The organism is Streptomyces sp. NPDC058086, from assembly GCF_042885015.1.
GTDB lineage: Bacteria > Actinomycetota > Actinomycetes > Streptomycetales > Streptomycetaceae > Streptomyces.
Genome location: NZ_JBHVST010000068.1, coordinates 1 through 19557 on the forward strand (window position 1 = coordinate 1; position 19557 = coordinate 19557).

A 19557-nucleotide genomic window follows, 5' to 3' on the forward strand; every position below is an offset into this window, starting at 1 on the left:
GTTCCCCGCGCCCCCAAAAAGGGGCGCGGGGAACTGCGCGAGCAACCCCCACCCACCCGCGGACGAACAAAACCGGGGCGGGCGGGAAATCGGGGCGCAGCCCCGCCCCAGAGGCGCGGGGAACTGCGCGGGCAATCCCCAACGGTCCGCGGGCGGAGAAGTGGACTACGACTGGCTCGCTGCCACCCAGCGTTCCAGCGTTCGCTTCGCCGCCCCCGAGTCGATCGCTTCCGCCGCCTTCGTCATCGCGGCGCGGAGCTGGTCCGCGAGCGGTGCGTCGGTCGGGGACAGGGCGACGAGGGCCGCCGCGGAGTTCAGGAGCACGGCGTCCCGTACGGGCCCCGTCTCGCCGCCCAGCAGGCGACGGGCGACGTCCGCGTTGTAGGACGCGTCGGCGCCGCGCAGGGCCTCCACGGGGACGAGTTCGAGGCCGACGTCACGCGGGTCGAAGCGCTCCTCGGTGACCTTGCCGTCGCGGACGATCCAGACCCGGGACGTCGCGGTGGTGGTCAGCTCGTCCAGGCCGTCGTCGCCGCGGAAGACGAGCGAGGAGTTGCCGCGCTCGGCGAACACGCCCGCCACGATCGGCGCCATGCGCAGGTCCGCGACTCCGACGGCCTGTGCCTTCACCCGCGCCGGGTTCGTCAGCGGACCCAGCACGTTGAACGTGGTCCGGATCCCCAACTGCCCCCGCGCCGCCGCGACATGACGCAGCGCCGGGTGGAACTTCACCGCGAAGCAGAAGGTGATCCCGGCCTCCTCCGCGACCTCGGCCACCCGCTTCGTCGTCAGGTCCAGATTGACGCCGAGCTTCTCCAGGACGTCCGAGGCACCGGACGCGGAGGACGCGGCCCGGTTGCCGTGCTTGACGACCTTGGCGCCGGTCCCGGCCACGACGATCGACGACATCGTGGAGATGTTCACCGTCTTCGCGCCGTCACCGCCCGTACCGACGATGTCGACCGTGTCCCCCGGCACCTCGATCACATTGGCGTGCTCGTACATCGTCCGGACGAGACCGGAGATCTCCTCGACCGTCTCGCCCTTGGCCCGCAGCGCCACCGCGAACCCGGCGATCTGCGCGTCCGTCGCCTCGCCGCTCATGATCCGGTCCATCGCCCAGGCCGTGTCGTCCGCGCTCTGGTCGCGGCCCTCGAGCAGGCCGTTCAGCACCACGGGCCAGGAACGGCCCGCCGCGGTGTTGCCTCCAGCGGGGTTCACAGCGCTCATAAGCCGCTCCTGGGTCCGTCGTCCCGGCAAAGGGACGCCTTGTGTAGATGGGAACACCCTATCCAGGCCCGGAGACGGCAAAGAGCCCCCGTCCAGGCAATGGACGGAGGCTCTCGCCGTGGCGATCAGTAAAGACCGGTCAACCGGTCGGAAGATCAGTGGTGGCCGTGGCCGCTCGTGATCTCCTTGTACTCCTCGACCGTGGGCTTGGGGATCTGGCTTTCCTCCCCGTAGAAGCCCTCGCTGAGCTTGGAGCGCAGCCGCTCCGAGCCCCTCACCTTGCGCTCGACACCGTTCTCGTCGACCGTCGCGCCGATCTCGGCCGGCTGGTACTGCTCGTGCGCGGTGAGCGTGTGCAGGGCCTCCTGGCTGAGCGGCTCGTGCACCTCGATGAACTCACCGTGCGGCAGGCGCTTGATGATGCCCGACTCGCGGCCGTGCAGCACCTTGTCCTTGTCGCGGCGCTGGAGGCCGAGGCAGACACGCTTGGTGATGACGAACACGATGACCGGCACGACGAAGAAGCCGATGCGCACGAACCAGGTGATCGAGTTGATCGACAGGTGGAAGTGCGTGGCCCAGATGTCGTTGCCGCCACCGACGAGCAGGACGAAGTACCAGCTGATCCAGGCGGCGCCGAACGCGGTCCGGGTCGGGACGTTGCGCGGGCGGTCCAGGATGTGGTGCTCACGCTTGTCGCCGGTGACCCAGGACTCGATGAACGGGTAGACCGCGATCGCGACCAGGACCAGCGGGAAGATCACCAGCGGGATGAACACGCCAAGGACGAGCGTGTGACCCCAGACGTTGATCTCCCAGCCCGGCATGACACGGATCAGGCCCTCGGAGAAGCCCATGTACCAGTCGGGCTGGGCGCCCGTGGACACCATGTCCGGACGGTAGGGGCCCATGGTCCAGATCGGGTTGATCGAGGCGATCGCCGCGATGGCCGCGATGACACCGAAGACCAGGAAGAAGAAGCCTCCGGCCTTGGCCATGTAGACCGGCAGCAGCGGCATGCCGACGACGTTGTTGTTCGTCTTTCCGGGGCCCGCGAACTGCGTGTGCTTGTGGTAGAAGACCAGGATCAGGTGGCCGACCACCAGGCCGAGCATGATGCCCGGCAGCAGCAGGATGTGGACCGAGTAGAACCGCGCGACGAAGTCGCCGCCCGGGAACTGGCCGCCGAAGAGGAAGAACGCCAGGTACGTGCCGACGACCGGCACGGACAGGACCGCGCCCTCCATGAAGCGGACACCGGTGCCGGAGAGCAGGTCGTCCGGGAGCGAGTAACCGGTGAAGCCGGTGAACATGCCCAGGACGAACAGCAGGAAGCCGAACAGCCAGTTGACCTCACGCGGCTTGCGGAACGCACCCGTGAAGAACACGCGCATCATGTGCACGAACATGCCGGCGAGGAAGACCAGCGCCGCCCAGTGGTGGATCTGCCGGACCAGCAGACCACCGCGCACCTCGAAGGAGATGTGCATGGTCGAGTTGAACGCCTCGGACATCAGCTGTCCCTGCAGGGGGACGTAGCTGCCGTGGTACGTGACCTCGTTCATCGACGGGTGGAAGAACAGCGTCAGGTACACACCCGTGAGGATGATGATGATGAAGCTGTAGAGGCAGATCTCACCCAACATGAACGACCAGTGGTCGGGGAAGATCTTGCGCATGTTGGACTTGGCCAGGGAGTAGATCCCGAGCCGTCCATCGGCCCAGTCGGCGACTTTCTCGCCGGCCGGGGCCTTCTCGCGCGAGGGGCGCGAGTCGGAAGTGGTGGTAGTGCTCATCCGCGCTCCCAGAAGGCAGGACCGACGGGCTCTTCGAAGTCGCCGAGCGCTTCGAGGTAGCCCTGTTCGTTCACACCGATGCGCAGCTGCGGCAGGGCGTGACCGGCCGGGCCGAAGATCACTCGGGCACCGTCGGAGAGGTCGAAGGTGGACTGGTGGCAGGGGCAGAGCACGTGGTGCGTCTGCTGCTCGTACAGGGAGATCGGGCAACCGACGTGGGTGCAGATCTTCGAGTACGCCACGATGCCCTCGTGCGACCAGGCGAGCTCACGCTTGTCCTTGATGTTCTCCGGCTGGAGCCGGACGATCATCAGAGCCGCCTTGGCGATCTGGAGCTGGAAGTCCTCGTCGTGCTCCTCCAGGCCCTCGGGCTTGGCGAAGGTGAGCGAGCCGACGGCGACGTCGGAGGCGCGCAGCGGCTCGTTCGTGTTCATGTTGACGAGCAGCTTGCCCTTGGACCAGAGCGTGTGGCGCAGCTTGGTGCCGGGCAGCGGGCCCAGGTCGCGCAGCAGCATGACGCCGGAGAGCGGGAACAGGGCCAGCGCGCCGAACATCGTGTTGCGGACCAGCTTGCGGCGGCCGATCGCGGACTCCTTGGCGCCCTGCTTGAAGTCGGCCAGGACCTTGGCCTTGACCTCGGGCTCCGCCTCGATCGGGTGACGCTGGTCGGCGATCTCCACGTCGGACATCAGGGTGCGGGCCCAGTGGACCGCGCCCGCGCCGATCGCGAACAGTGCCACACCGAGGGTCATCCCCAGCGCGAAGTTCAGCGCGCCGATGTGCCCGAGCGGAAAGACGAAGATCGACTTGTCCCTCGGGATCGCCACGTACGAGGCGATGAAGCCGACGGTGGCCAGCATCGACAACGTGAACAGCATGGCGACGACGCGCTCGGACCGCTTGGCGGCCCGCTCGTCGATGTCCTGGATGCGGGGCTCGTGGGGCGGCAGGCCCGGGTCCGCGAACGGGTTGGTCTCGTCCGCGACGGCTACCGCGCCGTGACCGTGCTCGTCGACCTGCTCAGCGGGCAGGTTCTCTTCTGGAATGTCTTGGCTACTCATGACTTCTTGGCCTTTGCGGTCCGAGCGGCGACCCAGACGGCGACGGCGACCAGGGCGCCAAGACCGAAGATCCAGCCGAAGAGGCCTTCACTGACCGGCCCGAGGCCGCCCAGCTCCAGACCGCCGGGGCTCTCGGTGTCGTCACCGTTGACCGCGTTGAGGTACGCGATGATGTCCTTCTTGTTCTTCTCCGACAGCGTGGTGTCGGGGAAGGACGGCATGTTCTGCGGGCCCGTCTGCATGGCCTCGTAGATGTGCTTGGGGTCGACACCCTCAAGGCTAGGCGCGTACTTGCCGTGCGTCAGCGCGCCGCCCTTGCCGGTGAAGTTGTGGCACTGCGCGCAGTTCGTACGGAAGAGCTCGCCGCCCTTGGCGATGTCCGCGCCCTCGGGGCTGACCTGGCTCTTCGTAGGCACCGTGGGACCAGCGCCCAGCGAGGCGATGTACGCCGCGAGCTGGTCGATCTCGGCCTGCGAGTAGATGACCTTCTTGCTCGGGATCTGAGCGCCCGGCTGCTGGGCCGGCATACGGCCGGTGCCGACCTGGAAGTCGACCGCCGCGGCGCCCACACCCACCAGGCTCGGCCCGTCGGAGGACCCCTGACCGCCGGTTCCGTGGCAGCTGGCGCAGCCCACGGAGTAGAGCTTCTTGCCCTCGTCGATGGCAAGGGACTGGGCGGTCGTATCGGCCTGCGCCTTGCTCGCGGGTGCGAACGCGGCGTACAGCCCCCCGGTGGCCGCCAGCGCGAGGAGTAGGACGACGACCGCCGCCAGCGGATGGCGTCGTCGTGCGGAGAGCTTTTTCACGGATTACCCCGGTGTCAGGATCTTCTGCGTCGATGCTTCGGGAAATGGATCGGTTCGTCGCGTGCGATCGGTTCGCCGCAGACGCCGCCCGGTTACTTGATCAAGTAGATCGTGGCGAAGAGGCCGATCCAGACGACATCGACGAAGTGCCAGTAGTAGGACACGACGATGGCGGCGGTCGCCTGCTCGTGAGTGAACCTCTTGGCCGCGTAGGTGCGGCCGAGGACGAACAGGAAGGCGATGAGGCCACCCGTCACGTGCAGGCCGTGGAAACCGGTGGTCAGGTAGAACACCGAGCCGTACGGGTCGGAGGAGAGCGAGAGCCCGTCCTTCTTGACCAGCTCGGTGTACTCGAAGATCTGACCACCGATGAAGATCGCACCCATCACGAACGTGACGCTGAACCACATCCGGAGCTTCTTCACGTCCCCGCGCTCGGCGGCGAAGACGCCGAGCTGGCAGGTCAGGGAGGAGAGCACCAGGATCGTGGTGTTGGAGGCCGAGAACGGGATGTTGAGATGGCTCGCCATCTCTTTCCAGTGATCCGGCCCGGTCACCGATCGCAGGGTGAAGTACATCGCGAAGAGGGCCGCGAAGAACATCAGCTCGGAACTCAGCCAGATGATGGTTCCGACGCTGGTGAGGTTCGGTCGATTGACCGACGGGTGCGCGTGCCCGGTTTCTACTGTCGTTGCTGTCGCCACGACCGACATTATGTCGGTCGCTTATCCCGCCCTCACGCCCGGGGGTGCCGTTCGGGGTGTTGATGGGTTGTGTCCAGCCCGTATGGCCCATCGAAGCCCTGTCCGAACCGCTGTTGACGAGGTGTTCGAGGGGGTAGCATCCGCGCCATCGGTACCAGGAGTTCCCGACCAATGCGGTGCTTCTTAGATGCGTGGAGGAACAATGCAGCCGACCGCCACGGTGCTGGTCTACAGCGACGACTCCAACACCCGGGGGCAGGTGCGGCTGGCGACCGGCCGCAGACCGGCCCCCGACGTTCCCCAGGTCGAGTTCATCGAGTGCGCCACGCCCGCCGCCGTCCTGACGGAGCTGGACAAGGGCGGGATCGACGTCTGTGTGCTGGACGGCGAGGCGGTTCCGATGGGCGGCATGGGCGTCTGCCGGCAGATCAAGGACGAGATCTTCAACTGCCCGCCCGTGCTGGTGCTCATCGGGCGGCCTCAGGACGCCTGGCTGGCCACGTGGAGCCGTGCGGACGCGGCGGTGACCCTTCCGGTGGATCCGGTCGAGTTCGCCTCCGCGTTGGCCTCGCTGCTCCGCCGCAAGGCCCTTTTGGGCGCCTGAGAGCTCGGTCCGCCACGTAGAACACAGCCCCGCGCCCCTTTCGGGGCGCGGGACGATCTCAAACGCTCTCCGGGCGCAGCCTCGCCCGGTCCATCGGTTTCGGGCCCTCCGGGGTGCCCGCTGTCAGGGCGCTGCCGTTGCGCCAGGCCTTCCAGTCGACGTTCCAGTCGCCGAAGCCGTTGTTGAACGGGGTCATCTGGTCACCGTTGGAGTTCTGGACCTTCACGATGTCGCCCGGGCGGACGTTCTTGAAGAACCACTCGGCGTTGCTGGTGCTCATCCCCGTGCAGCCGTGGCTGACGTTGGCGGACCCCTGCTCCCCCACCGACCAGGGCGCGGCGTGCACGTACTCGCCGCTCCAGGTGACCCGGGTCGCCCAGTAGACGGACAGGTCGTAGGAGTCCGCGCTGCCCTCTGCGATGCCGACGGTGGTACCGCGCATCCGTACGTAGGGCTCCTTGCTCAGTACGACCTTGACGCCGTTGCGGGTCTCGTAGCCCGGCTTGCCGGTGGTGACGGGGATCTGGTTGATCACCTGGTCGTTCCTGTAGATCGTCATGGAGTGCGCGGCGGCGTCCGTGACGGCGACGAAGCGGTCCCCGGTGGTGAGCGTCAGGGGCTTCGCGTCGCCGCCCCAGAGCCGGTCGGCGACCTTGATGCCCTTGAGGTTGCTGTGGGCCTGGATGGTGGCGTGGATGGGCCAGTACTCCTTGGGGCGGTAGTGCAGCGTCTTGTCGTCCACCCAGTGCCAGGCGCCCTCCGTGGCGGGCACGGAGTCGACCTTCAGAGCGCCCTCGACGATCGCGCGGGCGGCCTTGTCCTTGACCGGGGCGCTGAGTTCGGCGGTGATGGGCTGCCCGACGCCGTACTCCCCCGAGGCGGGCCCCAGGGTCACGCCCAGAGGCTTGGTGGTGCTGGGCGCGGTCGTCTCGAAGTCGACGATCTGGCGGCCGGGTGCGCCGTCCTCGTCCTCCGTGCTCACGTGCACCGTGTAGTGAGCGCCCGCGGCCAGCGGTGAGGTGCTGTGCCATCGGGAGCCGTCGGCGGCGAGTTCGCCGGCCACATAGCGCCCCGACGAGTCGACGGCCGTCACATCGGTGATGCGCTCGTCGTCGCCCTTGGAGGTGATTTCCAGGGGCTTGTCCGGGTCGACCTTGCGGCTGTCGCCGACCACGTCGGTGAAGGAGAGCTGACCCGCCGCGTCGTACGGTCTGGCGGAGAGCGGGTGGCCGCTTCCGCCGCAGGCAGCGGCGGCCGCGCCGAGCGCGACCACCAGCGTGGTGCGGCTGACGGCCGTGCGGATTCGCGGTGCGTGATTCATGGACTCACGCTATGAACACCCGTCAACCATGGCGCGGCGAGTGAGCCGTGTGGGGGATGCGACGTGCGGCAAAAGAGGAAGCCCGGACTCTCCGTCAGGAGAATCCGGGCTTCCGGGGTGTCCAGCGATCGCTACGGGACCGCGAGCGTGCTACTGGGTGCGGTTCTCACCGTGGTAGTACTCGAAGACCCAGCCCCACAGGCCGATCAGGATGAGCGGGAACCCGAAGTACAGCAGCCACCAGCCGAAGACGACGGCCATGAACGCGAGCGCGCCGCCGACACCGAGCGCGAGCGGCTGCCAGCTGTGCGGGCTGAAGAAGCCCACCTCGCCGGCCTCGTCCGCGACATCGGCCTCGTCGTTGTCCTGCGCCAGCTGGTCGACCCGCCGGGCCGTGAAGGCCAGGTAGTAGCCGATCATCACGCTCAGGCCGAAGGCCAGGAAGAGCGCCGTGGTGCCGGCCGGCTCCTTCGACCACACGCCATAGACGATCGCCATGACGAGGATGAAGGCAGCCAGCCAGAGGAACATCTTGCCTTGGACCTTCACTTGCCGGCCTCCTTGCCACCAGTGAGGGCCTTCTCACCGTGACCGGCGTTCTCGAGCTGGTCGAGAGCGGCGATCTCCGGGTGATGCAGGTCGAAGGCCGGGGATTCGGAACGGATCCGCGGCAACGTGAGGAAGTTGTGGCGCGGCGGCGGGCAGGACGTGGCCCACTCCAGCGAGCGGCCGTAACCCCACGGGTCGTCGACCTCGACCTTCTTGCCGTACTTGGCGGTCTTCCACACGTTGTAGAAGAACGGCAGCATCGACAGGCCGAGCAGGAACGAGCTGATCGTCGAGATCGTGTTCAGCGCGGTGAAGCCGTCGGCGGCGAGGTAGTCCGCGTAGCGACGCGGCATGCCCTCGACACCCAGCCAGTGCTGCACCAGGAACGTGCCGTGGAAGCCCACGAACAGCGTCCAGAAGGTGATCTTTCCGAGGCGCTCGTCGAGCATCTTGCCGGTGAACTTCGGCCACCAGAAGTGGAATCCGGAGAACATCGCGAACACGACCGTACCGAAGATCACGTAGTGGAAGTGCGCCACCACGAAGTACGAGTCCGAGACGTGGAAGTCCATCGGCGGCGAGGCCAGGATGACACCGGTCAGACCACCGAAGGTGAAGGTGATCAGGAAGCCGACCGCCCAGAGCATCGGGGTCTCGAAACTCAAGGACCCCTTCCACATCGTTCCGATCCAGTTGAAGAACTTCACGCCTGTCGGCACGGCGATGAGGAACGTCATGAAGGAGAAGAACGGGAGCAGTACACCACCGGTGACGTACATGTGGTGCGCCCACACGGTCACGGACAGACCGGCGATGGAGATCGTCGCGGCGATCAGGCCCATGTAGCCGAACATCGGCTTGCGGGAGAACACCGGGATGACTTCGGAAATGATTCCGAAGAATGGTAGAGCGATGATGTACACCTCTGGATGGCCGAAGAACCAGAAGAGGTGCTGCCATAGCAAGGCTCCGCCATTGGCGGCGTCGAACACATGCGCACCGAATTTTCGGTCCGCCTCCAGCGCGAACAGCGCCGCCGCCAGCACGGGGAAGGCCAGCAGCACCAGCACCGCGGTGAGCAGCACGTTCCACACGAAGATCGGCATGCGGAACATCGTCATGCCGGGGGCGCGCATGCAGATGATGGTCGTGATGAAGTTGACCGCACCGAGGATCGTGCCGAAGCCGGAGAAGGCCAGACCCATGATCCACATGTCGGCGCCGACACCCGGCGAGCGGACCGCGTCCGACAGCGGGCTGTAGGCGAACCAGCCGAAGTCGGCCGCGCCCTGCGGGGTGAGGAAGCCACCGACCGCGATGGTCGAGCCGAACAGGTAGAGCCAGTAGGCGAACATGTTCAGCCGCGGGAACGCCACGTCGGGCGCGCCGATCTGCAGCGGCATGATCCAGTTGGTGAAACCGGCGAACAGCGGCGTCGCGAACATCAGCAGCATGATCGTGCCGTGCATCGTGAACGCCTGGTTGAACTGCTCGTTCGACATGATCTGCGTACCGGGGCGCGCCAGTTCGGCGCGCATCAGCAGCGCCATGACGCCGCCGATGATGAAGAACGCGAACGACGTGACGAGGTAGAGCGTGCCGATCGTCTTGTGGTCAGTGGTGGTGAGCCACTTGATCACGACGTTGCCCGGCTGCTTGCGCCGCACCGGCAGCTCGTTCTCGTACGAGTCTTCGGCTGCCCCGGCACCCTGAGGTTCGTTGAGGATGCTCACAGGTTGTTCGTCTCCCGGTTCTTCTCGTGGCCCGTCTGCTCAATGCCGGCCGGGACGTAACCGGTCTGTCCCTGCGCCGCGAGCTGCTTGAGGTGGGCCTCGTAGCGCTCGGGGGAGACGACCTTCACGTTGAAGAGCATCCGGGAGTGGTCGACGCCGCACAGCTCGGCGCACTTGCCCAGGAAGGTGCCCTCCTTGTTGGGGGTCACCTGGAAGGAGTTGGTGTGGCCCGGGATGACGTCCATCTTCATCAGGAACGGCACCACCCAGAAGGAGTGGATGACGTCACGCGAAGTGAGGACGAAGCGGACCGTCTTGCCCTTGGGCAGCCAGAGGGTCGGACCGGGGTTGCCCGTCTGCGGGTTCCGCTCACCCGGCGTACCGACCTCGTAGACACCGCCGGCGTTCGCCGGGAAGTCCTTCTTGAACCGGTCCGGAATGGCGGCCAGGTTCGGGTCGATCTTGGCGTTGCCGGTGACACCGGGAACGTCCTCGATGTAGTTGAAGCCCCAGCTCCACTGATAGCCGACCACGTTGACCGTGACGTCCGGCTTCGGATTGAGGCTGAGGAGCTTCGTCTCGTCGCGGGCGGTGAAGTAGAACAGCACCGAGACGATGATGAGCGGGACCACCGTGTACAGCGCCTCGATGGGCATGTTGTACCGGGTCTGCGGAGGAACTTCGACCTTGGTGCGACTGCGCCGGTGGAAGAACACACTCCACAGGATCAGGCCCCACACCAGCACGCCAACGGCGAGCGCGGCCGCCCAGGACCCCTGCCACAGGGAGAGGATCCGCGGACCCTCTTCCGTGGTCGGGGTGGGCATACCAAGGCGGGGGAAGTCCTTGTATGTGCAACCGGTGGCGGTCGCCAGGACCAGGCCCGCAGTCAGTGCCTGCAGCAGCTTCCGCCGCATCGGGCGCCGCGGCGAGCGGTCGGAGCCGTTGGGACTCACGTAGCGCCTTCCCGAGAGTCTCGCCCGCGCTGTTGGCTGCGGCCTTCTCGCTGGTCGGTCGCCGCCCTGCGTCGGGCAGGGGTTTGGATGTTTATGCGGACCAAACCCTACTGGACGCTATTTGGGGTCGCGCGGGGAGGGTGCCCAACGCGCCGCGGGTCACTCTGAAGGGGTGGGATGCCCCGCCCTGGGTCGCTTTCTGACGGGGGGTTCGGGCGCCTCGTAGCCCGGTCGACCAGGTCCTTCGGCGGCTGCGGGCTCGTTGTGGCTTGTCGCGCCGTTCCCCGCGCCCCTCTGGGGCGCTGCCCTGACCGGGGCTTTAGCGTTGGGGTGTGGCCTACTTCGATGCTGCTTCCGCTGCTCCTCTTCATCCCGTCGCCCGGCAGGCCCTGCAGGCCTCGCTCGACGAGGGGTGGGCCGATCCCGCGCGGCTCTACCGGGAGGGGCGGCGGGCCCGGCTGTTGCTCGACGCAGCGCGCGAGGCGGCGGCCGAGGCGGTGGGGTGCCGCCCGGACGAGCTGACCTTCACCTCGTCCGGCACCCGGGCGGTGCACTCCGGGATCGAGGGTGCGTTGGCGGGCCGCCGGCGCGTCGGACGCCACCTGATCGTGTCAGCCGTCGAACACTCGTCGGTACTCCATTCGGCAGAGGTCCACGAGGCGGCGGGCGGCTCGGTGACGACGGTGCCCGTCGACCGCGCGGGCACCGTCTCCCCTTCCTCCTACGCCGCCGCCCTGCGCCCCGACACCGCGCTCGCGTGCCTCCAGTCCGCCAACCACGAGGTGGGCACGGAGCAGCCGGTGCGGGAGGTCGCGGAGGCGTGCCGGGCGGCGGGGGTGCCGCTGTTGGTGGACGCGGCGCAGTCACTGCCCTGGCGCCGGGTGGAGGGCGACTGGTCCCTCCTGACGGCAAGTGCCCACAAATGGGGCGGCCCTTCGGGGGTCGGACTGCTCGTCGTGCGCAAGGGGGTGCGGTTCGCTCCCCAAGGGCCCGTGGACGAGCGGGAGTCGGGGCGGGCGGCGGGCTTCGAGAACATCCCGGCCGTGGTGGCCGCGGCGGCGTCGCTGCGGGCGGTACGGGCGGAGGCGGCCGCGGAGGCCGCGCGCCTGCGTGAACTGACGGAACGGATCCGCGTACGGGTGCCCGAACTGGTCCCGGACGTGGAGGTGGTCGGGGACGCGGTTCACCGGCTCCCGGGGATCGTCACCTTCTCCTGCCTGTACGTCGACGGGGAGACGCTCCTGCACGAACTGGACCGGGCGGGCTTCTCGGTCTCCTCCGGCTCCTCCTGTACGAGCAGCACACTGACCCCGAGCCATGTCCTGAAGGCGATGGGCGTCCTGAGCGAGGGCAACGTCCGAATCTCGCTGCCGCCGGGTACGCCGTCCGAGGACATCGACCGGTTCCTGTCGGTGCTGCCGGGCGCGGTCGCGGACGTACGCGAGAAACTCGGCGCCCCGACGGCGTCGGCGCCGCCCTTCCCGTCCCCCTCCGGCTCCGACGCGCTCGTGGTGGACTCCCTCGGCAAGCTCTGCCCCATTCCGGTCATCGAACTGGCCAAGGTCATCGGGGACGTGCCGGTGGGCGGCACGGTTCGCGTCCTCTCGGACGACGAGGCCGCCCGGCTGGACATCCCGGCGTGGTGCGAGATGCGGGGGCAGGAGTACGTCGGGGAGGAGCCGGCGGACCACGGCTTCGCCTATGTGGTCCGCCGGGTGTCCTAGGCGGTCGGCCGGAAGGGTGTCCTGATCAGGCCGGGCGGGCCCGGACCTCGGTGATCAGGCCAGGTGGGCCCGGACCTCGATGGCCGCGTCATCGCCGTACGCCTTGGTGAAGCGGTCCATGAAGTGGGCGCGGCGGAGCTGGTACTCCTGGGTGCCGACCGTCTCGATGACCAGCGTCGCGAGCATGCAGCCGACCTGGGCGGCGCGCTCCAGGGAGACTCCCCAGGCGAGGCCGGAGAGGAAGCCGGCGCGGAACGCGTCGCCGACGCCCGTCGGGTCCGCCTTGCGCTCCTCGTCCGGGCAGCCGACCTCGATCGGGTCCTCACCGGCCCGTTCGATGCGCACGCCCCGTGCGCCGAGGGTCGTCACACGGTGACCGACCTTCGACAGGATCTCCTCGTCGCTCCAGCCGGTCTTGGACTCGATGAGCCCCTTCTCGTACTCGTTGGAGAAGAGGTAGGTCGCCCCGTCCAGCAGTATCCGGATCTCGTCGCCGTTCATACGGGCGATCTGCTGCGAGAAGTCCGCGGCGAAGGCGATCGTGCGGGAGCGGCACTCCTCCGTGTGGCGGAGCATCGCCTCCGGGTCGTCGGCGCCGATCAGGACGAGGTCGAGGCCGCCGACCCGGTCCGCGACCGACTTGAGCTCGATCAGCCGGGCCTCGCTCATCGCGCCCGTGTAGAAGGAGCCGATCTGGTTGTGGTCGGAGTCCGTGGTGCACACGAAGCGCGCGGTGTGCAGCACCTCGGAGATCCGGACCGAGTCGGTGTCGACGCCGTGGCGGTCGAGCCACGCCCGGTACTCGTCGAAGTCGGAGCCCGCGGCCCCGACCAGGATCGGCCGGGTGCCCAGCTGTCCCATGCCGAAGGCGATGTTCGCGCCGACGCCACCCCGGCGTACGTCGAGGTTGTCGACCAGGAAGGACAGGGAGACCGTGTGCAGCTGGTCCGCGACGAACTGGTCGGCGAAACGGCCGGGGAAGGTCATGAGGTGGTCAGTGGCGATGGAGCCGGTGACTGCGATACGCACGGCGAGGACACGCTCCTGCGACGGAAGGGGATTGACAGTCCACGCTACCCGGTCGACACGTGCCCTCTGAAGCGGTCAAAACTACCCGATAGTAGGTCTTTCTTCGTAACGCTCGGCGTGCATACGGTTCCGTCATGACGAACCTCAAGGTCCACGGCTCCGTTCCGCACGACCTCGAAGGCGGCCTGGCGTCGCTGCGCGGCGACGGCGCCATGGCCCGGCACTGGGCTGTACCGGACCCGATCATCTCCCGTCCCGACCTTCCCGTGTCCCCGTCGCGCATCCACGGGGTGACCGTGCCTCCCGCGTCAGCCCGCCTGCTGGACGCGATGTCCGACTACGGCGACTGACAGGACCCGAAAGGATCTCGAAGAGGGCGGCCCCGAACGGCGCCCGCAGGGAACCGTGCGCTCCCCCGCTGCGTCCCATCGCTGTCCCCCGTAAAGGGGATGCGGTGTACGACCAGAAGGAGCGATGCGGTGAGCACCGAGCGACCCGAGACCGAAGCGCCCGAGCCCCCCGAGGACGGCGGCGAGCAGGCGAAGCCGCGCCGCCGCCATTCCCCGGCGGCCGTCGCGTCGGTCGCGGCGGCGGTGCTGCTCGTCGGCGGTGGCGGGGCCTATTTCGCGGCGACCGCGTCCGGCGGCGGGAGCGACCGCGGCCACTCCGCGACCCCCGGCGCCGACGGCACTCCCCCGCCGCTGGCCCTCGACGGCTACACCGAGGGCGGTACGGGTGGCACGGGCGGTACGGGCGATATCGCGCCCGGTGAGCCCAACCCCTACGGCGCGACCTACCACGCGGACGGCACCCTGCCCGCCGGCCCGGACTCCGCGCCCGTCTACGCGGCGAAGGGCGAGGTCACGGCGGCCGAGGTGGCCCGCCTCGCGAAGGCCCTCGACATCGCGGGCACCCCGAAGCTCACCGGCGAGATCTGGAAGGTCGGCCAGGACAAGGACGGCTCGGGACCCAGCCTCCAGGTGAACCAGCGGGCCCCCGGGACCTGGACGTTCAGCCGGTATGCGCCCGGCACCGACAACTGCAAGGGCGCGGTGTGCAGGAGCGACCCCGGCTCCCCGAGCAGCCACGCGGTGACCGAGGCCGCCGCGAAGAAGGCCGCCGTGCCCGTGCTGAAGGCGCTGGGCCAGGACGACGCCAAGCTGGACGCGAGCGAGCTCATGGGCGCCGTACGGGTGGTGAACGCGGACCCGAAGGTCGGGGGCCTGCCCACGTACGGCTGGACGACCGGCGTCCAGGTCGGCCCGGACGGCCAGGTGGTGGGCGGCAACGGTCTGTTGAAGACGCCGGTCAAGGGCGACACGTATCCCGTGATCAGCGCGCGCAAGACCCTGGACCTGATGAACGGCCCGGCATCCCTCGCGACGCCGGGCGGCGGGCGCATGGGACCCGGCGGCTGCGCCAGTGCCGTACCGCTGAAGGACCGTGACGAGACGCCGTGCGGCGCGTCGACGACGGTGCCGAAGCGGGAGTCGGTGGCCGTCGAGAAGGCCGTCTTCGGGCTGGCCTCGCACTTCGTGTCCGGGCACCAGACACTGGTGCCTTCCTGGCTGTTCGAGGTACGGCCGACGGGCACGGACTCCGCCTTCACGGTGACGCATCCGGCGGTCGACCCGAAGTACCTGACCTCGCCGGAGCCGACCCGGGCGCCGACACCGACCGCCACCCCCAGCCCGCCGCCGACCGCGGCGCCCACGTCCCGCGACGTCAAGGTGCAGGGCTACACGGCCGACGGCAAGGACCTGACCGTGAGCTTCACGGGCGGGGTGTGCGCGGACTACTCCGCCTCGGCGAGCGAGAGCACGGACAAGGTGACCGTCAAGGTGACCGAGACACCGTGGCAGGGCAAGATCTGCATCCTCATCGCCAAGGTGTACGAGAAGACGGTGCACCTCGACCAGCCGCTCGGCGACCGGAAGGTCGTCGGGTCGGACGGCACGCCGATCCCGGAGGGCAGGGTGCCCGGCGCCTCGGTGAAGACGCCTCGGGCGCGATAGGCGCGGGAGCGGTCCGGGCCGTTCTGCACCTGGCCCCGGATACGCGAAGGCGGCGTCCCTGTCGGAGGGGGACGCCGCCTTCGTACGCGTTGCGCGTTGGCCGTTGGCCGGGACTCAGCTGAAGGAGTCGCCGCAGGCGCAGGAGCCCGTCGCGTTCGGGTTGTCGATCGTGAAGCCCTGCTTCTCGATGGTGTCCACGAAGTCGATGGACGCGCCGCCCAGGTACGGAGCGCTCATGCGGTCGGTGACGACCTTGACGCCACCGAAGTCCTTGACGACATCGCCGTCGAGGGAGCGCTCGTCGAAGAAGAGCTGGTAGCGCAGACCGGAGCAGCCGCCGGGCTGAACGGCGACGCGCAGCGCCAGATCGTCGCGGCCTTCCTGGTCGAGCAGGGCCTTGACCTTGCCCGCGGCGGAGTCGGACAGCATGATGCCGTCGCTCACGGTGGTCTTCTCGTCCGATACGGACATCTGCTTCTCTCCCGGGTTGTACGGAGACTGCTTGCCGACGATTGCAACCGCCGGGGCCGCGGATTCATTCCGGGCCGAGAGTCTGCCTTTCCGTGGGCTTTCCGTTCTCGTCTCCCATGCTCGCACACGCTCCGCAGCGCGGACAGCGACCTGTGGACAACCTCCGGGATTCACGTCACATCGACACTATGGGCATCGTCAACATGACGTGAAGCGGTTATGATAGATAGCGTCATTTCGACGAAAAGGCTAGTCCGAATGTCCCGCTGGATCGCCCCCGTGATCCAAGCGAGCCGCAGAACAGAAAGGGTGCGTGTCGTGACCACCGCCCAGACCCAGGAGCTCGACGTACAGCCGACGCCCCTCGCCCTGCTGCTGCTCGGCCGTGAGGCCGACCCGAGGAGCGAGCGCGGCGTGGAGTGTCCCGGAGACCTGCCCTCGCCGTCCGACCCGGACCTCGTGGAGCGCGCCCGCGCGGCCAAGGAGAAACTCGGGGACAAGGTCTTCGTGCTCGGCCACCACTACCAGCGCGACGAGGTCATCCAGTTCGCCGACGTCACGGGCGACTCCTTCAAGCTGGCCCGCGACGCCGCCGCGCGCCCGGAGGCCGAGTACATCGTCTTCTGCGGTGTGCACTTCATGGCGGAGTCCGCGGACATCCTGACGTCCGACGACCAGAAGGTGGTCCTCCCCGACCTCGCCGCGGGCTGCTCCATGGCCGACATGGCGACGGCCGAGCAGGTCGCCGAGTGCTGGGACGTGCTGACCGAGGCCGGGGTGGCCGAGCAGGTCGTGCCCGTCTCGTACATGAACTCGTCCGCCGACATCAAGGCGTTCACCGGCAAGCACGGCGGCACGATCTGCACCTCCTCCAACGCCCAGCGGGCCCTGGAGTGGGCGTTCGAGCAGGGCGAGAAGGTCCTCTTCCTCCCCGACCAGCACCTCGGCCGCAACACCGCCGTCCGCGACATGGGGATGAGCCTGGAGGACTGCGTCCTCTACAACCCCCACAAGCCGAACGGCGGCCTCACCGCGGAGCAGCTGCGCGACGCCAAGATGATCCTGTGGCGCGGCCACTGCTCGGTCCACGGCCGCTTCTCGCTGGACTCGGTGAACGACGTCCGCGAGCGCATCCCCGGTGTGAACGTCCTCGTCCACCCCGAGTGCAAGCACGAGGTCGTGTCGGCGGCGGACTACGTCGGCTCCACGGAGTACATCATCAAGGCGCTGGAGGCCGCTCCGGCCGGCTCCAAGTGGGCGATCGGCACGGAGCTGAACCTGGTCCGCCGCCTGGCGAACCGTTTCGCCGCCGAGGACAAGGAGATCGTCTTCCTCGACAAGACGGTCTGCTTCTGCTCCACCATGAACCGCATCGACCTCCCCCACCTGGTGTGGACCCTGGAGTCCCTCGCCGAGGGCAACCTGGTCAACCGCATCGAGGTGGACAAGGAGACGGCGGCGTTCGCGAAGCTGGCGCTGGAGCGGATGCTGGCGCTGCCGTAACTCGGAGATCACTGCGCCCTCGGGCGTACCGGGATCACTCCACCCTCGGGCGTACCAGGCCCGACTCGTAGGCGATGACGACGAGTTGGGCCCGGTCGCGGGCGCCGAGTTTGGCCATGGCCCGGTTGACGTGCGTCTTCACGGTGAGCGGACTGACCTCCAGCCGCTCGGCGATCTCGTCGTTGGAGTGGCCTCCCGCGACCTGGACGAGCACCTCGCGCTCGCGCCCGGTGAGCGCCTGGAGCCGCTCGGCCCGGGCGGAGCCCCGGCCCTCGTCCGCACCGTCCCCCTGGGCGAGGAACCTGGCGATCAGCCCCTTGGTGGCCGCCGGGGACAGCAGTGCCTCGCCGCCCGCCGCGATCCGGATGGCGTTCAGCAACTCCTCCGGCTCCGCGCCCTTGCCGAGGAAGCCGGAGGCGCCGGCCCGCAGCGACTGCACCACGTACTCGTCGACCTCGAAGGTCGTCAGCATGACCACCCGTACGTGCGCGAGTCCCGGGTCGGCGCTGATCAGCCGGGTGGCGGCGAGGCCGTCGGTGCCCGGCATCCGGATGTCCATCAACACCACGTCGGCGCGGGTCTCCCGGGTGAGCCGCAGCGCCTCCGCGCCGTCGGACGCCTCGCCGACGACCTCCATGTCGGGCTCGGAGTCGACGAGGACACGGAACGCGCTGCGCAGCAGCGCCTGGTCGTCGGCGAGCAGGACACGGATGGTCATGCGGAGTCCCCCAGGGCGGGCGCGGTGCGGTTCTTGACCGGAAGGATCGCATGGACCCGGAAGCCGCCTCCGTAGCGGGGACCGGTCGTGCAGGTGCCGCCGAGCGCGGTGACCCGCTCGCGCATCCCGAGCAGCCCGTGCCCGCCGCCCTCCTCCGGGCCGCCGTCCTGCCCGGGTCCGTTGTCGAGGACGGTCACTTCCACGTTCGGTCCCACGCGTACGACGCTGATCTCGGCCTTCGCCTCCGGGCCCGCGTGTTTCTGCACATTGGTGAGGGCTTCCTGGATGACGCGGTACGCGGCGAGGTCGACGGCGGCGGGGAGGGTGGTGCCGTGGTCGGCGCGGGCGACTTCGACGGGGAGTCCGGCGTTGCGGAAGGTGTCGGCGAGTTCGTCGAGGCGGGCGAGGCCCGGGGCGGGCTCGGTGGGGGCCTCGGGGTCGCCGGACTGGCGCAGCAGGCCGACGGTGGCGCGCAGTTCGTTGAGGGCCGAGCGGCTGGCCTCGCGGACGTGCGCGAGGGCTTCCTTGGCCTGGTCGGGGCGCTTGTCCATCACATGGGCCGCGACTCCGGCCTGCACGTTGACGAGGGCGATGTGGTGGGCGACGACGTCGTGCAGATCGCGGGCGATGCGCAGCCGCTCCTCGGCGACCCGGCGGCGGGCCTCTTCCTCGCGGGTGCGCTCGGCGCGGTCGGCGCGTTCGCGGATGGCGTGCACGAAGGCGCGGCGGCTGCGTACGGCGTCGCCCGCGGCGGCGGCCATGCCCGTCCAGGCGAAGATCGCGAGGTTCTCCTGCGCGTACCAGGGCAGGGGGCCGACCAGCATCGCGCAGGCCGTCAGCACCGTCATCGTGAGCAGGCCGACGCGCCAGGTGGTGGGGCGGTCCGTGGCCGACGCGACGGTGTAGAGGGCGACGACGGCGGACATCACCACCGGGGCTCTGGGGTCGCTGGCCACCAGTTCCAGGGCGGAGAAGGCGCCGGTCGTGGCGAGGATCGTTCTGGGGGCGCGGCGGCGGAACACGAGGGCGGCGGCGCTGAGCACCATGAGGGTGAGGCTGAGGACGTTCGGGGTGTGCGTGCCCCAGGTCGCTCCGTTCTCCCTGTGGGGGTCGACGAAGGAGCTGGCCATCATCGTCACGAGTACGCCGGTCGCCAGGGTGGCGTCCAGGGCCATGGGATGCGCACGGAGTCTGTACTTCGTGCGCTCTAGGGTGCTCACTCGTTTTACGGTACGGGGCCCTTGCAGGGGGCGGAACGGGGCTCTGGATATCTCCGACGACCCCCGCTATCGGCCTGAACGGCCTCGTCCTCGAACCCCGGACGGGCTGAAAGATGC

The 19557-nt window shown here is 68.7% G+C and carries 18 protein-coding genes; 5 read left to right on the forward strand and 13 right to left on the reverse strand.

What is annotated here, in order from left to right; all coding sequences use genetic code 11:
• Positions 1–165: 165 nt before the first annotated feature.
• The 5 genes from trpD to ACFVWD_RS38055 all read right to left on the reverse strand — a co-directional run bounded on the left by trpD (position 166) and on the right by ACFVWD_RS38055 (position 5606).
• A complete protein-coding gene (gene trpD / locus ACFVWD_RS38035; protein WP_389602589.1) occupies positions 166–1230 on the reverse strand; it encodes an anthranilate phosphoribosyltransferase in 1065 nt (354 codons plus the stop codon).
• A gap of 155 nt (positions 1231–1385) precedes the next feature.
• Positions 1386–3026: a cytochrome bc complex cytochrome b subunit gene (locus ACFVWD_RS38040; protein ID WP_389602590.1), complete on the reverse strand. Its 1641-nt coding sequence runs from the start codon at positions 3024–3026 to the stop codon at positions 1386–1388.
• The gene (locus ACFVWD_RS38045; protein ID WP_389602591.1) at positions 3023–4087 is read right to left on the reverse strand and encodes a Rieske 2Fe-2S domain-containing protein; all 1065 of its coding nucleotides are present in this window, start codon (positions 4085–4087) and stop codon (positions 3023–3025) included. Before ACFVWD_RS38045 ends, ACFVWD_RS38040 begins: the two co-directional genes overlap by 4 nt.
• On the reverse strand, positions 4084–4893 hold the full coding sequence (locus ACFVWD_RS38050; RefSeq protein WP_389602592.1) for a c-type cytochrome: 810 nt from the start codon (positions 4891–4893) through the stop codon (positions 4084–4086). Before ACFVWD_RS38050 ends, ACFVWD_RS38045 begins: the two co-directional genes overlap by 4 nt.
• A gap of 92 nt (positions 4894–4985) precedes the next feature.
• A complete protein-coding gene (locus ACFVWD_RS38055) occupies positions 4986–5606 on the reverse strand; it encodes a heme-copper oxidase subunit III (RefSeq protein ID WP_060902037.1) in 621 nt (206 codons plus the stop codon).
• A gap of 193 nt (positions 5607–5799) precedes the next feature.
• Here ACFVWD_RS38055 and ACFVWD_RS38060 point away from each other — a divergent pair, with 193 nt between their 5' ends.
• Entirely contained in the window at positions 5800–6201 is a 402-nt protein-coding gene (locus tag ACFVWD_RS38060) for a response regulator transcription factor (protein ID WP_075026437.1), read from the forward strand.
• Between the two features lie 58 nt (positions 6202–6259).
• Here ACFVWD_RS38060 and ACFVWD_RS38065 read toward each other — a convergent pair whose 3' ends face one another.
• The 4 genes from ACFVWD_RS38065 to coxB all read right to left on the reverse strand — a co-directional run bounded on the left by ACFVWD_RS38065 (position 6260) and on the right by coxB (position 10760).
• A complete protein-coding gene (locus ACFVWD_RS38065; RefSeq protein WP_389602593.1) occupies positions 6260–7522 on the reverse strand; it encodes an Ig-like domain-containing protein in 1263 nt (420 codons plus the stop codon).
• A 150-nt stretch (positions 7523–7672) separates the two neighbouring features.
• Positions 7673–8071 (reverse strand): cytochrome c oxidase subunit 4, encoded by a 399-nt coding sequence (locus tag ACFVWD_RS38070; RefSeq protein ID WP_168490649.1) that lies wholly within the window; start codon positions 8069–8071, stop codon positions 7673–7675.
• Positions 8068–9804 (reverse strand): cytochrome c oxidase subunit I, encoded by a 1737-nt coding sequence (gene ctaD, locus ACFVWD_RS38075; protein WP_389602594.1) that lies wholly within the window; start codon positions 9802–9804, stop codon positions 8068–8070. Before ctaD ends, ACFVWD_RS38070 begins: the two co-directional genes overlap by 4 nt.
• On the reverse strand, positions 9801–10760 hold the full coding sequence (gene coxB, locus ACFVWD_RS38080) for a cytochrome c oxidase subunit II (protein WP_389602595.1): 960 nt from the start codon (positions 10758–10760) through the stop codon (positions 9801–9803). The genes ctaD and coxB overlap by 4 nt, the downstream gene beginning before the upstream one ends.
• 332 nt (positions 10761–11092) lie before the next feature.
• Here coxB and ACFVWD_RS38085 point away from each other — a divergent pair, with 332 nt between their 5' ends.
• Positions 11093–12484, forward strand: coding sequence for a cysteine desulfurase/sulfurtransferase TusA family protein (locus ACFVWD_RS38085; protein WP_389602596.1), 1392 nt, complete (start codon positions 11093–11095; stop codon positions 12482–12484).
• A 54-nt stretch (positions 12485–12538) separates the two neighbouring features.
• On the opposite strand, the gene ACFVWD_RS38090 is transcribed toward ACFVWD_RS38085, so the two are convergent.
• Complete coding sequence (locus ACFVWD_RS38090; protein WP_075026442.1) at positions 12539–13513, reverse strand: carbohydrate kinase family protein; 975 nt, start codon at positions 13511–13513, stop codon at positions 12539–12541.
• 134 nt (positions 13514–13647) lie between these two features.
• Here ACFVWD_RS38090 and ACFVWD_RS38095 point away from each other — a divergent pair, with 134 nt between their 5' ends.
• On the forward strand, positions 13648–13863 hold the full coding sequence (locus tag ACFVWD_RS38095) for a hypothetical protein (RefSeq protein WP_389602597.1): 216 nt from the start codon (positions 13648–13650) through the stop codon (positions 13861–13863).
• Between the two features lie 99 nt (positions 13864–13962).
• Positions 13963–15528, forward strand: a complete 1566-nt coding sequence (locus ACFVWD_RS38100; protein ID WP_389602598.1) for a hypothetical protein — start codon at positions 13963–13965, stop codon at positions 15526–15528.
• A gap of 114 nt (positions 15529–15642) precedes the next feature.
• Here the strand turns inward: ACFVWD_RS38100 and ACFVWD_RS38105 are convergent, their stop codons facing one another.
• Positions 15643–15999, reverse strand: coding sequence for an iron-sulfur cluster assembly accessory protein (locus ACFVWD_RS38105; RefSeq protein WP_067363548.1), 357 nt, complete (start codon positions 15997–15999; stop codon positions 15643–15645).
• A gap of 318 nt (positions 16000–16317) precedes the next feature.
• Here ACFVWD_RS38105 and nadA point away from each other — a divergent pair, with 318 nt between their 5' ends.
• On the forward strand, positions 16318–17502 hold the full coding sequence (gene nadA, locus ACFVWD_RS38110; RefSeq protein WP_389602599.1) for a quinolinate synthase NadA: 1185 nt from the start codon (positions 16318–16320) through the stop codon (positions 17500–17502).
• 34 nt (positions 17503–17536) lie between these two features.
• Here the strand turns inward: nadA and ACFVWD_RS38115 are convergent, their stop codons facing one another.
• Both ACFVWD_RS38115 and ACFVWD_RS38120 read right to left on the reverse strand, forming a co-directional pair.
• Positions 17537–18220, reverse strand: a complete 684-nt coding sequence (locus ACFVWD_RS38115; RefSeq protein WP_389602600.1) for a response regulator — start codon at positions 18218–18220, stop codon at positions 17537–17539.
• Entirely contained in the window at positions 18217–19440 is a 1224-nt protein-coding gene (locus ACFVWD_RS38120; RefSeq protein ID WP_389602601.1) for a sensor histidine kinase, read from the reverse strand. Before ACFVWD_RS38120 ends, ACFVWD_RS38115 begins: the two co-directional genes overlap by 4 nt.
• Positions 19441–19557 lie beyond the last annotated feature (117 nt).